At 71.8% G+C, this 12,390-nt stretch carries 10 protein-coding genes; 4 read left to right on the top strand and 6 right to left on the bottom strand.

All coding sequences use genetic code 11. The features are described 5' to 3' along the window. Positions 1 to 39 precede the first annotated feature (39 nt). From ACFO60_RS04465 to ACFO60_RS04450, 4 genes are all read right to left on the bottom strand, one after another. Positions 40 to 921, bottom strand: coding sequence for a YceI family protein (locus tag ACFO60_RS04465; protein WP_380837237.1), 882 nt, complete (start codon positions 919 to 921; stop codon positions 40 to 42). Then, positions 918 to 3,506: an MFS transporter gene (locus ACFO60_RS04460; protein ID WP_380837234.1), complete on the bottom strand. Its 2,589-nt coding sequence runs from the start codon at positions 3,504 to 3,506 to the stop codon at positions 918 to 920. The genes ACFO60_RS04465 and ACFO60_RS04460 overlap by 4 nt, the downstream gene beginning before the upstream one ends. 496 nt (positions 3,507 to 4,002) lie before the next feature. Next, positions 4,003 to 5,505 carry an alkaline phosphatase PhoX gene (locus tag ACFO60_RS04455; RefSeq protein ID WP_380837231.1) on the bottom strand — a complete coding sequence of 501 codons (1,503 nt, stop codon included), beginning with the start codon at positions 5,503 to 5,505 and terminating at the stop codon, positions 4,003 to 4,005. Positions 5,506 to 5,800: 295 nt separating this feature from the next. Continuing rightward, entirely contained in the window at positions 5,801 to 6,496 is a 696-nt protein-coding gene (locus ACFO60_RS04450) for a class I SAM-dependent methyltransferase (protein ID WP_380837229.1), read from the bottom strand. Between the two features lie 323 nt (positions 6,497 to 6,819). Between ACFO60_RS04450 and ACFO60_RS04445 the strand changes: the two genes are divergently transcribed. Continuing rightward, a complete protein-coding gene (locus tag ACFO60_RS04445) occupies positions 6,820 to 7,401 on the top strand; it encodes a nitroreductase/quinone reductase family protein (protein WP_380837226.1) in 582 nt (193 codons plus the stop codon). 7 nt (positions 7,402 to 7,408) lie between these two features. Beyond that, positions 7,409 to 8,422: a TolB family protein gene (locus ACFO60_RS04440; protein WP_380837224.1), complete on the top strand. Its 1,014-nt coding sequence runs from the start codon at positions 7,409 to 7,411 to the stop codon at positions 8,420 to 8,422. 93 nt (positions 8,423 to 8,515) lie between these two features. Here ACFO60_RS04440 and ACFO60_RS04435 read toward each other — a convergent pair whose 3' ends face one another. Beyond that, a complete protein-coding gene (locus tag ACFO60_RS04435; protein ID WP_380837221.1) occupies positions 8,516 to 9,394 on the bottom strand; it encodes a helix-turn-helix domain-containing protein in 879 nt (292 codons plus the stop codon). Positions 9,395 to 9,527: 133 nt separating this feature from the next. On the opposite strand from ACFO60_RS04435, the gene ACFO60_RS04430 reads away from it, so the two are divergent. Both ACFO60_RS04430 and ACFO60_RS04425 read left to right on the top strand, forming a co-directional pair. Continuing rightward, positions 9,528 to 10,571, top strand: a complete 1,044-nt coding sequence (locus tag ACFO60_RS04430) for an aldo/keto reductase (RefSeq protein ID WP_380837218.1) — start codon at positions 9,528 to 9,530, stop codon at positions 10,569 to 10,571. A gap of 7 nt (positions 10,572 to 10,578) precedes the next feature. Beyond that, entirely contained in the window at positions 10,579 to 11,181 is a 603-nt protein-coding gene (locus ACFO60_RS04425) for a class I SAM-dependent DNA methyltransferase (RefSeq protein ID WP_380837216.1), read from the top strand. Positions 11,182 to 11,228: 47 nt separating this feature from the next. Here the strand turns inward: ACFO60_RS04425 and ACFO60_RS04420 are convergent, their stop codons facing one another. Beyond that, a complete protein-coding gene (locus ACFO60_RS04420) occupies positions 11,229 to 12,197 on the bottom strand; it encodes a hypothetical protein (protein WP_380837213.1) in 969 nt (322 codons plus the stop codon). Between the last annotated feature and the right edge of the window lie 193 nt (positions 12,198 to 12,390).

Here is a 12,390-nt window from a genome sequence, read left to right as displayed (position 1 = left end):
GCGTCGTCCGGACGCCCGTTCTCCGCGCCTGCCGGCGCTTCAGTCCATGGCGCCGTCCGGAGATCCATTGTCCCGTACCGCCTGGATGTCGAGCTCCACCTTCAGCGTCGCTCCTATCAGCGCGATGCCGGCCTGCACCACCTGGTTGTAGTTCATCGCGAAGTCCTCCCGGCGCAGCTCGGTGACCGCGTGGAAGGCGGCGCGCAGGCCGCCCCACAGGTCGGGGCTCGTGCCGAGGTAGGAGAGCGCGAGGTCGACGGGACGGGTGACGCCCGCGAGGGTGAGCGCGCCGTGCAGCGTCCAGCGGTCCGGGCCCGCGGCGGACAGCCCGGTGCTGCGGAAGGAGACCGTCGGGTGCGCCGCGACGTGCAGGAAGTCGGCCGACCGCAGGTGGTCGTCGCGCATCCGGTTGCCGGTGTCGATCGACGCCGCGTCGATCTCGGCGACGACCGCGGACGCCTCGGCCGTCGCCCTGATCTGGATGCGCCCGGCGAACTCCGAGAACCTGCCCTGCACGCTGGACAGTCCGAGGTGCTGCGCGGTCGCGGCGACCTTGGAGTGGGCGGGGTCGATCGTCCACAGCCCGGGCGGCGGCAGTTCCACGCCGCCTTGGCGGGCGAGCACGATGACGCCCAGGTCGGCGGCGCCCGACGCGGTCGCGATGGCCGTCATGGCGGCCGGCGTGTATCCGACCGCGGTGACAACCACGGTGTGGACGCCGGAGGGCAGCGGCGCCGTGGCCACCGCGCCGTCCGCGTCCACCTCAGCACGGACCACCTGATGACCCGACATGTCGGTCACGGTGACCACGGCGTGCCGCACCGCCCATCCGTCCTTGCCGGTGACCACGGCGCGCAGGCCGCGCGGCCCCGTGACGCCGGCGGCGGCACCTGGCCGGACGGTGTTCCGCTCGCCGCTCATTCGGGGTGACCGAGCCACACGTCGTGCGGGTCCTCGCCCTGCCCGTTGAGGTCCACCGTGCTCGCCGTGGGCGGGTACCCGGTGGCGATGACGGTGTACTGGCCGCCGGTCAGGTCGGCGAAGGCGTACTCGCCGTCCTGCCCGGTGGTGGCGGAGCCGACCACGTTCCCCGCCGCGTCGAGCAACGTGACGCGGGCGTCGGCGAGCGGCCGGCCGTCGTTCTTCGCGCGGACCGTGCCCCTGACCTGGGCGCCGTGCAGGAGCACCACGTCCTGCCCGGTCTGGCCGGCGCCGACCGCGACCGGCACCGCCGCCGGGCGGTACCCCTCGGCGCTGACCGCGAGGGTGTAGTCGCCCGCGACGACCCCGGCGAAGCCGAAGCCGCCGTCCTGCCCGGTGATGCCGGTGGTGACGACCTCGCCGCGCACGTCGGCGACGACGACCATGGCCCGCGGCACGGGGACGCCCTCCAGGTCGCGGACCGTGCCGGCGAGGCGTCCCGACCCGGCGAGCGCCAGGTCGAAGTCCAGCGGCCGCTCCCCGACGGCCAGCGTGGCCACCTGCGGGTCGTGCTCGCCGGCGGAGGCGATCAGGACGTAACTGCCCGGACCGGGAACCCACAGGCTGTACGCGCCGTCGGCCTGCGTGACGGCCCGGCCGAGCTGGTGACCGCGCAGGTCGATCAGGGTGAGCGTCGCCTGGCCCACCGGGGAGCCGTCGCCGCCGCGGATGACCCCGCGGATGCCGCTGCCCTCCTGCGGCTCGGCGCCGATCCCGGCGCCGGGGAAGGCCGCGGTGGCCGTGGCCCCCGAGGTGACCGCCGACCTGGCCACCGATGTGCCCGCCGGCATGTCCGCGAACGTGCCCGCCGTCGTACTCGCCGGCATGCCCGCCGTCGTGCCCGGCATCGTGCTCGCCGACGTGCTCGCCGACGTGCTCGCCATGGCCGCCGCCTCGGTGCTCCGCTGGGCGTGGCGGCCGGGTCCCGTTCCCGCGGGAGCGCCGTCGGGCTGTGCGGTCGCGCCGGCCCGCAGTTCCTCGCCGCTGGCGGTGCGCAGCGGGATCTCCTTGATGAACAGGACGGCGATGAGCGCCAGCAGCGCGAACGGCGCCGCGTACAGGAACAGGTCGCCGACGCCGTGCCCGTAGGCCTCCTCGACCACCGCCCGCACCGGGGCGGGCAGCTCCGACAGCCGTGGGACGGCGCCCTCGCTCACCGTGCCGCCGTGGATGCCGAGCTTGCCGAAGCCCTCGGCCAGGTAGTCGATGACCCGGTGGCCGAGCACCGCCCCGAGGGCGCCGACGCCGATCGCGCCGCCGAGCGTGCGGAAGAAGGCGACGACCGAGCTGGCCGCGCCCAGCTCCTGCGGCCGGACCTGGTTCTGCACCGACAGGACGAGGTTCTGCATGGTCATGCCGAGGCCGACGCCGATGAGGAACATGTACAGGGCCATCAGCCGGTAGTCGGTGTCGAACCGCAGCATGCCCATCAGCGCGACACCGGCGGTGAGGGAGACCCCGCCGATGACCAGGAAGATCTTCCATCGGCCGGTGCGGCTGATGATCTGGCCGACGACGGTCGAGGACACCGCCAGGCCGAAGATCATGGGCAGCGTCATGACGCCCGCCATCGTCGGCGTCTCGCCGCGCGCGAGCTGGAAGTACTGGCTGAGGAAGGTCGTCGCGCCGAACATGGCGACGCCGACCAGCAGGCTGGCGATCACGGCGAGGCTGATGGCGGCGTTGCGGAACAGCCACAGGGGGACGACGGGCTCGGCGGCCCTGGACTCCACGAGCAGGAAGAGCAGGGCCAGCACCACCGCGCCGCCCACCATCGCGCCGGTCTGCCACGACACCCAGTCGAAGTCGTGCCCGGCGAAGGAGATCCACACCAGCAGCAGCGAGACCGCGGCGGTGATCAGCACCGCGCCCGGCCAGTCGATCTTGGCGGAGCGCCTGTGCACGGGGATGCGCAGGGTCTTCTGCAGGACGAGCAGGGCGATGAGGGCGAAGGGCACGCCGACGTAGAAGCACCAGCGCCAGCCGAGCCAGGAGGTGTCCACGATCACGCCGCCGATGAGCGGCCCGCCGATGGTGGCCAGGGCGAAGACCGCGCCCAGGTAGCCGGAGTAACGGCCGCGCTCGCGCGGCGCGATGATCGCGGCCATGATCACCTGGACGAGGGCGGTGAGGCCGCCGACGCCGAGTCCCTGGATCACGCGGGCGCCGATCAGCATGCCGGGGTTCTGCGAGACGCCCGCGATCGCCGACCCGATGACGTAGATCAGCAGGGCGAGCTGTACCAGGACCTTCTTGCTCATCAGGTCGGCCAGCTTGCCCCAGATGGGAGTGGAGACCGTGGTGGCGAGCAGCGTCGCGGTGATCACCCAGGTGTAGGTGTTCTCGTCCGCGTGCAGATCGGCGATGATCGTGGGCAGCGCGTTCGACACGACCGTGGACGACAGGATCGCCACGAAAAGGCCGAGCAAGAGGCCCGACAGGGCCTCCAGGATCTGCCTGTGGGACATGGGTTCGGCCGGGTCCGGGGCCGCCTCCCGCGTCTCGGCCGGTACTGCGGTGGTCATCGAAGTCCTTTCACTGTATGAGCCGGCCGGAGCGTGTTCCGAGCCGCCCGAAGCGTGCGATGCGGCGGCCGGGCCGGGCGCGGACGGCGGCCGAGCCCAGCGCGAAGCCGGGTACGGAGACCGGGGAGATCGGCGCCATGCCCCTTCCCTCATCTAGTTGCCTGAGGCAAATATAAATCATTGCCCTAGGCAACCTTTCTTGAGGTTCGACCTATTCCCACCAGGGACTCCCTTGTCGGCCGGGTCCTTCCTCCCGGGCTCCGCTGACCCGGCCTGCGAGGGTGCGTCCTTCCGCGAGCCGGCCCCTCACGTGACGCCCCTCGCCCTCCCGAGACGCGCAGACGCCCCGCCCCCCGGAACGCGAGGACACCTACCTCGTCCTCCGGCGCACAGACGCCCCGTCCCCCCGGGACGCGAAACGGCGCCGCCCCCGCCCCGGAGGGCGAAGACGGCGCCGTGTCAGCGCGCGGGCCGGCCGGTCAGCCGGCGGCGACGATCAGTGGTGGTCGTGACCGTGGTCGTGGCCGTGGTCGTGACCGCCGTCGGACGGACGGCGCCACGGGCCGGTGATGGCGAACACGTAGCCCGGCGACTGGATGTTCGCGAACAGGATCTTGCCGTCCTGGCTGAACGTCGGGCCGGTGAACTCGCTGTCGTTGAGCTCGTTGCGGGCCATCGGGTACGGCGTGCCCTGCTTGGTGACGCCGACCAGGTGCGAGACGCCCTCGCCGTCCTCGGCGAGGATGACGCCGCCGTACGGCGAGACGGTGATGTTGTCCGGCCCGTCGTAGTCGGTGTCCTTCTCGGGGTCGGGGTTCACTCCGAAGATGGTCTTCAGCGTGATCGTCTCGGACTCGGGGTCGTAGAACCAGACCTGGCCGTCGTGCTCGTTGACGCTGCCGTCGTCGGTGCGCGCGAAGCTGGCGACGAAGTAGGCGCCGCCGTCGGCCCACCAGGCGCCCTCAAGCTTTCGGCTGCGGGTGACCTGGTCCTCGGTGAACTGCTTGCGCACCGAGACGGTCTTGGCGTCGCGGTCGGGGACCTCGACCCACTTGACCTTGTACTTCGTGCCGGGCTGGGTGGCCTCGGACAGGTCCTTGACGTGCTTGCCGCCCTTGTAGGCGCTCAGCGCCTCCAGCCTGCCCGCGGTGTCGCCGCCCTGTCCCAGCGCCAGCGCGCGCAGCGCGCCCTTGCGGGCGCGGAAGTCGCGCGGCGGGGTCCAGCGGTAGTAGAGCCCGTTCGGACCGCTCGCGTCCTCGGTGAGGTAGATCTCGGAGTTGCGCGGGTTCACGGCGACGGCCTCGTGCGAGTACCGGCCGAGGTACTTCAGCGGGACCGGGTCCTTGTTGGCGTCGCGGTCGAAGGGGTCCACCTCGAACACGTAACCGTGGTCCTTCTGGAACGCCCCGCCCGCGCGCTGCTCGGTCTCCTCGCAGGTGAGCCAGGTGCCCCACGGGGTGATGCCGCCCGCGCAGTTGTTGTGCGTGCCGGCCACGCTGACGTACTCGCGGACACGGTCGCCGTGCTTGTCGACCTCGATGTTGGTCGTGCCGCCGTGCGCGCCCGGGTCGTAGGTCAGACCCGGCAAGGCCGGCACGCCGTAGGGCTCGTCGCCGCCGATCTCGTGGTTGTTGACCAGGACGAAGCCGTGGGGCGTGCGGAAGCAACCGGTGCCGTCGGCGTCGCTCGGGGTCGGCTCGCCGGTCTCCAGCAGGGTCTTGCCGGCCTGCGCGACAATCTTGTACGAGAAGCCGCGGGGAAGAGCCAGCAGGCCGGCCGGGTCGGCGACGACGGCGCCGTAACCGCTCGCGCCCTGGGCGCCGGTCTGCGCGAAGGCGGCCGGGCCGGTGATCGACTCAAGGCTGCCGGCGATGGCGATGCCCAGACCGCCCACCGCTCCGGCGCGGAACAGGTCACGACGGGAGAGGCCGCGGGCCGACACGTCGCCGTCGGACATGTCACCACCGGTCGCCTCGTGGCGAGACATCGAGGAGGTCATGAAAGCACCTTTTCCATTCGCATGGCCTGTTGACATAGTGGACCCAAGCCCCTGGACCTGAACGGTTCCTCCCCTGACGCGGACATCGTGGTTAAGGAACGGCCAACGTCCCCTACGTGCCGACGACCATGGCACCGAGGCCCACGGACCCGGGGTGCTCCGGCGGCCCCTCCACTCCCAACCAATCAGCAACCACCCCGGTCTTCAACTCTTCCCGCCCGGCCGTCCGCCGAGCCCCGCGCGGGCACGCGCGAAGACGTGCGGACGGACGGGGATGCCCGCGGGTCCGTTCGGGCTACTTGACGCAGGTGTAGGCGCCGTACGCCCTCGCGTTGAAGGCGCTGTCCACGATCTCCAGGCCCGCGGCGGCGATCATGGGTTCGAGCAGCCAGCGGAAAGTGCTGAACTCCGTGCGCACGTGCTCGGCGTACTCCTCGGCGGTGTACCCCTCCGCCGGGTCCGAGACCGCGCCCGCGAACCAGCGGCCGAAGACCTGCCCCGCCTCGGCCGGCAGGAAGTCGTAGATCAGATCGTGCAGGCGCAGCACGCCGCCCGGCCGCAGCAGGCCCGCGACGCGGTCCAGCGCGATCGCCTTGAAGAAGTCGGGCAGCTGGTGGAGCGCGTTCCTGGTGTACACCGCGTCGACCGGCGGGCCGGCGTGCTCGTAGGTCAGGAATCCCGCCCGGACGAACTCGATGTTGGACAGCCCGGCGCTCGCCGCACGCGCGCGCAGCGCGTCCTGCATCGCGACAGAGACGTCGACCGCCACCACCCGCCGGAACCGCCGCGCGGCGGCCAGAGTGAACTGCCCGGTGCCCGCGGCGAGATCGAGAACGACGGCGTCCTCGCCCACCCCGTGCTCCTCGAAGACGGCCAGGTCCGCGGCCGGGTCGGGATACCCCTGCTTGCGGTCGTAAGCGGCGACGAACGCCGGGTCCAGGTGCTCGGGCCCCGCGTAGGCCAGCTCGTCGATCATCCATGGTTCAGGCATGCGCCGATCCTCGCCAAAGCGGCGCGGCTCGGCATCTGGTTTTCTTCCACCGGTCCCGCCCGCGAGGCCGTCCTGCGGCGACATGGCCGGAGAGGCGCTTCGCCCTCGGACGGCGGGCGGGAAGTGCCCTTCGGCACTTGGAACAGGATGTCTCAAGCAAAAGCATGGTCCCATGGCCCGCACCGGCGCCGGGCGGCGCGACCTGACCGTCGAACCGCTGCGCACCACCGTCCGCCCGCTCCCGCCTTGAGCCGCCGCACGAATCCGATGTCACGGCGCGAGCCGTCATGGCGTCCGCCGGCACAGAGAAAGGGCTTGCGCACATGGAAACGACACAAGGCTCCGAACGGTTCGAAGAGCCTACGGACTACAAAGGCTTCAAGGGCCGGCTCTACCGGGTGAAGAGGTGGATGTACCGGGACGGACGGCCGAATCTGCTGGCCAGGGCGATGAACCACGTCTCCGTGCTCCACTTCTCGAGCGGGATACTCGCCCCGCGCAACTGGATGACGCTGGAGGTGCCCGGCCGGCGCACCGGCCGGCTGATCTCGCTCCCTGTCGCCGTCGCCGACCACCAGGGCGAGCGATATCTGGTCTCGATGCTCGGCGAGGAGGCCAACTGGGTGCGCAACGTACGCGCGGCCGGCGGGCGGGCCGTCCTGCGGCACCGCGACCGCGAGACGGTGCGCCTGGAGGAAGTCGACGCGAACCTCCGCGCCCCCATCCTGCGCCGCTACCTGGACTGCGCCCCGGGCGCCCGGCCGCACTTCCCCGTGGACCGGCGAGCGCCGCTGGACCAGTTCGAGCGGATAGCCGCGCGCTTCCCGGTCTTCCACATCACTTCCGAGCGTTCGGAGCGAACTGAACAGGGTGCGAGAGCGTCGAACAAGGCACGACGACGATAAGGACCCCATGAACCGCCATATGCCGCTCGGCGCCATCCTCGGCACCGCCCTGCTCACCCCCATGACCGCCGGCTCCGCCGGCCTGCTCACCTCGGCCCATCCGGCCCCGCCGGCACACGCCTCGGCGGTCACCCTCGCCGCCTCGGCGGTGACGCTCGCGGCCCCGGGGGTGGTGCCGGCCGCCCTGGGGGCGGCGCCGGCCGCCGCACCCAGGCCGCTCGCGGGCGTCGCGGTCTACGCGCGCTACGACCGCGGGTACATCGTGACCCGCTACCAGCCCCGCAAGGGATTCACCCGGCTGGGGGTCGCGCCGGAACCGGGCCAGTTCTCCGCCTCCCCCGACGGCGAGAAGGTCACCTGGATCACCCCGCGCGGCCAGGTCCAGGTGAGCGCGGCCGGCAAGGTCACCACCATCGCCAAGGGGGCGGGCATGGGCGCTCCCTGCCTCACCCCGATCTGGTCCCCCGACTCCACGAAGGTGGCGTTCCCGTCCGCCGGCGACACCGACGCCCGGCCGATCGTCATCGCCAACGCCGACGGCACGGGCGACCGCAAGGCCGGCACCACCACCGGCGTCTGCCACCTCGCCTGGTCGGGCGACGGCCGCCACCTGGCCGGATACACCGGCACCACCGAGGGCGTCGTCCGCCTCGACCTGCGCACCCGCAGGTCCGTCAAGGTCAAGGGCGTCAAACTCGCCAACCACGTGCAGAGCCTCTCCCCGCACGGCGAGAAGGTCGTGATACACGCGCTGTCCCCCGCCGACCCCGGCGGCGACGGGGCCTGGCCCACGGAGTTCCGGCCGACGATCGTCGACACGACCATCGGCAGGAAGGTCCCCATTCCGGTCCGCGGGCGCCTCATCGGCGCTCTCTACCTGCCGGACGGCCGCCTCGTCGTCCGCGTGGCGGGCCCCAGGCACAACACCCTCGTCGTCCTCGACGCCTCCGGCAGGCGGCTTCAGCGCCTCGCCGAACCTCCGGCGGCCCGGACCCAGGCCCTCCTGCAGATCGTCCGATGACCACGGCCCACCCTCCCGAAGGGGAGGGTGGACCGCGCTCACCCAGGCGGCTGAGATCACCCGTCTGTTCGTCGCTCGGGCCGGCGCAGGGTTTCAGAAGGCGCCGGCCCCGACGCGGTCCGCCAGAGCCCGCAGCCGCTTCTCCGTCTCCGACCCCTTCGGCGCCGTGTACGTGCACAGGCGCTGCCCCGGATCGTTCGGCAACGAGAACGCCTCGTACGTCAGCTCCAACTCGCCCACCTGCGGGTTGAGGACGCGCTTCGTGCCCTGGCTTCGCTCCCGCACCGCGTGCGCCTCCCAGAGGCGCCGGAACTCCTCGCTCTGGCCTCGAAGATCACAGATGACGCGCTGCGCCCGGGGTTCGTCCTGACGGCGCCCGATGTGCGCCCGGAGGCTGGCCACGGCGTCCTCCGCCTCCCGCTCCCAGTCGAGATGCAGCGCCTTGGCATCGGGATGCAGAAAGATCAGCCGGGCGCCGTTGAGCTCCGCCTCCGGCAGGGCGTCGAAGTCGAACCAGACCCGGCGGGCGATCTCGTTCCAGGCCAGCAGGTCCGTGCCCGGGCCGTAGACGAGTGCGGGGACGGTGTCGTCCATCGCGTCGAGCAGCTGCCGGATCTGCGGCCGTACCCGCGGCCGAGGACCACTGCCCACGTCGCAGGCGGCGGCGTCGGCGGCGGCGTCGGGCCGCCGCCGGGCCAGGGTGATGTTGCGCAGGAACGTGTGCTCGTCGGACGTCAGCCGCAACGCGCCGGCGATCGCGTCGACCACCGCGTCGGAGACGGCGCGTGCGCGCCCCTGCTCGATGCGGGTGTAGTAGTCGACGCTGACCCCGGCAAGCTGGGCGACCTCCTCGCGACGCAGGCCGCGTACCCGCCGCCGGGCGATCCCATCGGGCAGGCCCAGCGCGGCGGCGTCCAGCGCGGCCCGCCGCGCCTTGAGAAACGGCGTGATCTCGTTCTCGGCATAGCCCATGCTCGCCATTATGCGTCTGCGGCCGATCTGGGGGGTTCTGCCAGACCCAGGTTAGGCCCGGCCTTGTGGCGAGCCGGGCACGGATCGGAGAGTGGGCCGTATCCACGAAACCATCCGCAGGAGGCGACACCGCATGAAGCGCAGGATCCTCGGCGGCACGGGCATCTCTGTCAGCCAGTACGCGCTCGGCGCGATGATGTTCGGCGCGCTCGCCAACAAGGACCACGACGAGGGCGTGCGCATCATCCATCGCGCCCTCGACGCCGGAATCAACTTCGTCGACACCGCCGACATCTATTCGCAGGGCGAGTCGGAGGAGATCGTCGGCAAGGCGCTCAAGGGCCGCCGCGACGACGTCGTCCTCGCGACCAAGGCGCACGGCTCGATGGGCCCGGACGCCAACCACGGCGGGAACTCCCGGCGCTGGCTCGTCCGCGAGGTCGAGAACAGTCTGCGCCGCCTCGGCACCGACCACATCGACCTGTACCAGATCCATCGCCCCGACCCGGCCACGGACATCGACGAGACCCTTTCCGCGCTCACCGACCTGGTCCGGGCGGGCAAGGTACGGGCCGTCGGCAGCTCCACCTTCCCCGCGGAACAGATCGTCGAGGCGCAGTGGGTCTCCGAGCGGCGCGGCCACGTCCGCTTCCGCACCGAGCAGCCCCCGTATTCCATCCTGGCGCGCAGCGTGGAGGCCGCGGTGCTGCCGACCACGCAGAAGTACGGGATGGGCGTGCTGACCTGGGGCCCGCTGTCGGCGGGCTGGCTGTCGGGCCGGTACACGCAGGCGACCGACATCGACCTGACGGGCACCGGCCGCGCGGCCGTCGAGCGGCACAAGTTCGACCCGTCGCTGCCCGAGAACACGCTCAAGCTCAAGGCGGTCGGCGAGCTGTCGAAACTCGCGGCGGAGGCCGGCCTGTCGCTGCCGCACATGGCCGTCGGGTTCGTCCTGGCCCACCCCGCCGTCACCTCGGTCATCATCGGGCCGCGGACCATGGAGCAGCTGGAAGACCTGCTGGCCGGCGCGGACACGGTGCTGAGCGATGACGTACTGGACCGGATCGACGAGATCGTCCCCCCGGGCACCGACCTGAACCGGGCCGACAGCTACTACGTCCCGCCCGCCCTGGCCGACAGGACACTCCGCCGGCGCCCTCAGGCAGGCGGCTGACCCTCACATGACCGACCACGCCGCCACCACCCGCGCCACATACGACCTCATCGCGCCGGAGTACGCGCGACGGTGGAGTTCGTCCCCGGAGTGGGTCACGGCCGAGATCGATCGCCTTCGCGCATCGCTTCCTGCCGGAGCACGCGTCGCGGACATCGGCTGCGGCCCCGGACATCACACCCGGCTGCTGCGTGAGCGTGGTTTCCGGGTCGCCGGATTCGACCTGTCCCGGAAGATGCTCACCGCCGCCGGCGGCGGGCCCGGCCTCGTCCAGGCCGACATGCGCGCGCTGCCGGTGGCGACGCGCTCACTCGACGCGGTGTGGTGTGTGGCCGCGCTGCTGCACATCCCCCGGCCTGAGGTGCCGGTCGTGCTCGGCGAGTTCGGCAGGGTGCTGCGTCCAGGCGGGGAGCTGACGCTCAGTGTCGCCGAAGGCGACGGCGAGGGGTGGGAGAACGTGTCGTACGAGCAGAGCCTGCGCCGCTGGTTCGTCTCGCACCGGATCGAGCCGCTCGGCGCGCTGCTGACCGAGGCCGGCTTCAGCGTGGCCGGCCACTCCCGCCGCTCCACCCACCGTGACTGGCTGCTGATCCACGCCCGCCGCCACTGACCGGCGGCCGACCGGCCGTCACGCCTTGAGGGCGGCCGGCCGGACGCTCAGAAGATCCAGTCGAGCAAGCCGCCGTTCCCGGTCTCCGTCGGGCTCGGAGCCGGTGGTGGCGGTGGCGGCGCCTGCGTGGTCGGCGGCGGCGTCGGGGAGGGCTCGGGCTCGTCCTCGATCCGCGGGTCCTGCGACCGTTGCGGGCGGCTGCTGGGTCCCGGCGACGGCCGCGGGGAATGGACGCGGGTGCGCGTCGGCGTCGGCCGGGGGGAGGGCTGGCGAGGCTCTCTCACCTTCGAGGCCGTGGGCGTGGGAGTCTCGCCGGGCGCCGTCGTCTCGCCAGGCTCGGCGGAGGGGCCGGCGGTCGGGGCGTCGAGGCTGGGACCGGCGGTCAGCCCGGGGTCCGGCCGCTCGACCGAGGCGCAGTTCCCCGGGCGCGAGCACTCCGCCTGCGGCGTGGAACCGGCCGACGTCGACACGATCCAGCCGCCCGCGACAGCGAGCACGACGATCGCGGCCATGGCGAAGATGAGCTGCTTGTTCTTGCTGCCCTTCTCCTCCGCGTCGTGGTCGCCGGTCCAGCCGGAACCGAGGAAGCCGCGCTCCCCTCCCCCGTCGGTGGCCCAGTCGTCGTCGTCCGACCTCGCCTGGCCTTCCGGCCGCTCGTGATCGTGGGACGCCTCGTGGTCCTCGCGGCGGTAGAGATAGTCGAATTCCTCGAGGCTCTCGTATCCTTCACGGCCGTCGGTTCCTTCGCGGCCGTCGGACCAGCGGAACTGCTCGGCCCGTTCGTGGTCCGCCCGGACGAGATCAGGCGAGTCGTCCGAACCATCCGAACCATCTGAGCCGCCTGCGCCGCCCGTGCCGTCGCCCTGGGCCAGGGCTGGTTCATGTCCGGGCGTCCATGCGTCGGACAGCACATCACCGCCCGGACGGCCAGGCCTGCCGCTCCCCTCGATGTCCAAAGGATCGACGTGCGGGAGAGGATCCTCGTCGTGGGATCTCGGGTGGCCGTCGCCGTCCATGCCGAACCTCTCTGCTCTGCATCCTTGCCGCGCAACTTCTCGGGAACTCCGACACCATCTTGTCCGGAAACTCCACATCTTTTCTCAGAGATTCGCAATCTTCCCATCAGTCACGCGGGTCACAAGCCGATGCTTGATGGCGAAGCGGCAACGATTGGGCGGCCGTCCCGGCCGAACCCGATACGCGAAGGGA

Source organism: Sphaerisporangium dianthi (assembly GCF_042654065.1).
Lineage (GTDB): Bacteria > Actinomycetota > Actinomycetes > Streptosporangiales > Streptosporangiaceae > Sphaerisporangium > Sphaerisporangium dianthi.
This window is presented reverse-complemented; position numbering and strand designations above follow the sequence as displayed.

Coding starts and splice junctions, on each gene's coding strand:
- ACFO60_RS04430 (WP_380837218.1), top strand. CDS start 9,528: ATGAAGCGCAGGATCCTCGGCGGCACGGGCATCTCTGTCAGCCAGTAC.
- ACFO60_RS04435 (WP_380837221.1), bottom strand. CDS start 9,394: ATGGGCTATGCCGAGAACGAGATCACGCCGTTTCTCAAGGCGCGGCGG.
- ACFO60_RS04460 (WP_380837234.1), bottom strand. CDS start 3,506: ATGACCACCGCAGTACCGGCCGAGACGCGGGAGGCGGCCCCGGACCCG.
- ACFO60_RS04440 (WP_380837224.1), top strand. CDS start 7,409: ATGAACCGCCATATGCCGCTCGGCGCCATCCTCGGCACCGCCCTGCTC.
- ACFO60_RS04425 (WP_380837216.1), top strand. CDS start 10,579: ATGACCGACCACGCCGCCACCACCCGCGCCACATACGACCTCATCGCG.
- ACFO60_RS04465 (WP_380837237.1), bottom strand. CDS start 921: ATGAGCGGCGAGCGGAACACCGTCCGGCCAGGTGCCGCCGCCGGCGTC.
- ACFO60_RS04450 (WP_380837229.1), bottom strand. CDS start 6,496: ATGCCTGAACCATGGATGATCGACGAGCTGGCCTACGCGGGGCCCGAG.
- ACFO60_RS04445 (WP_380837226.1), top strand. CDS start 6,820: ATGGAAACGACACAAGGCTCCGAACGGTTCGAAGAGCCTACGGACTAC.
- ACFO60_RS04455 (WP_380837231.1), bottom strand. CDS start 5,505: ATGACCTCCTCGATGTCTCGCCACGAGGCGACCGGTGGTGACATGTCC.
- ACFO60_RS04420 (WP_380837213.1), bottom strand. CDS start 12,197: ATGGACGGCGACGGCCACCCGAGATCCCACGACGAGGATCCTCTCCCG.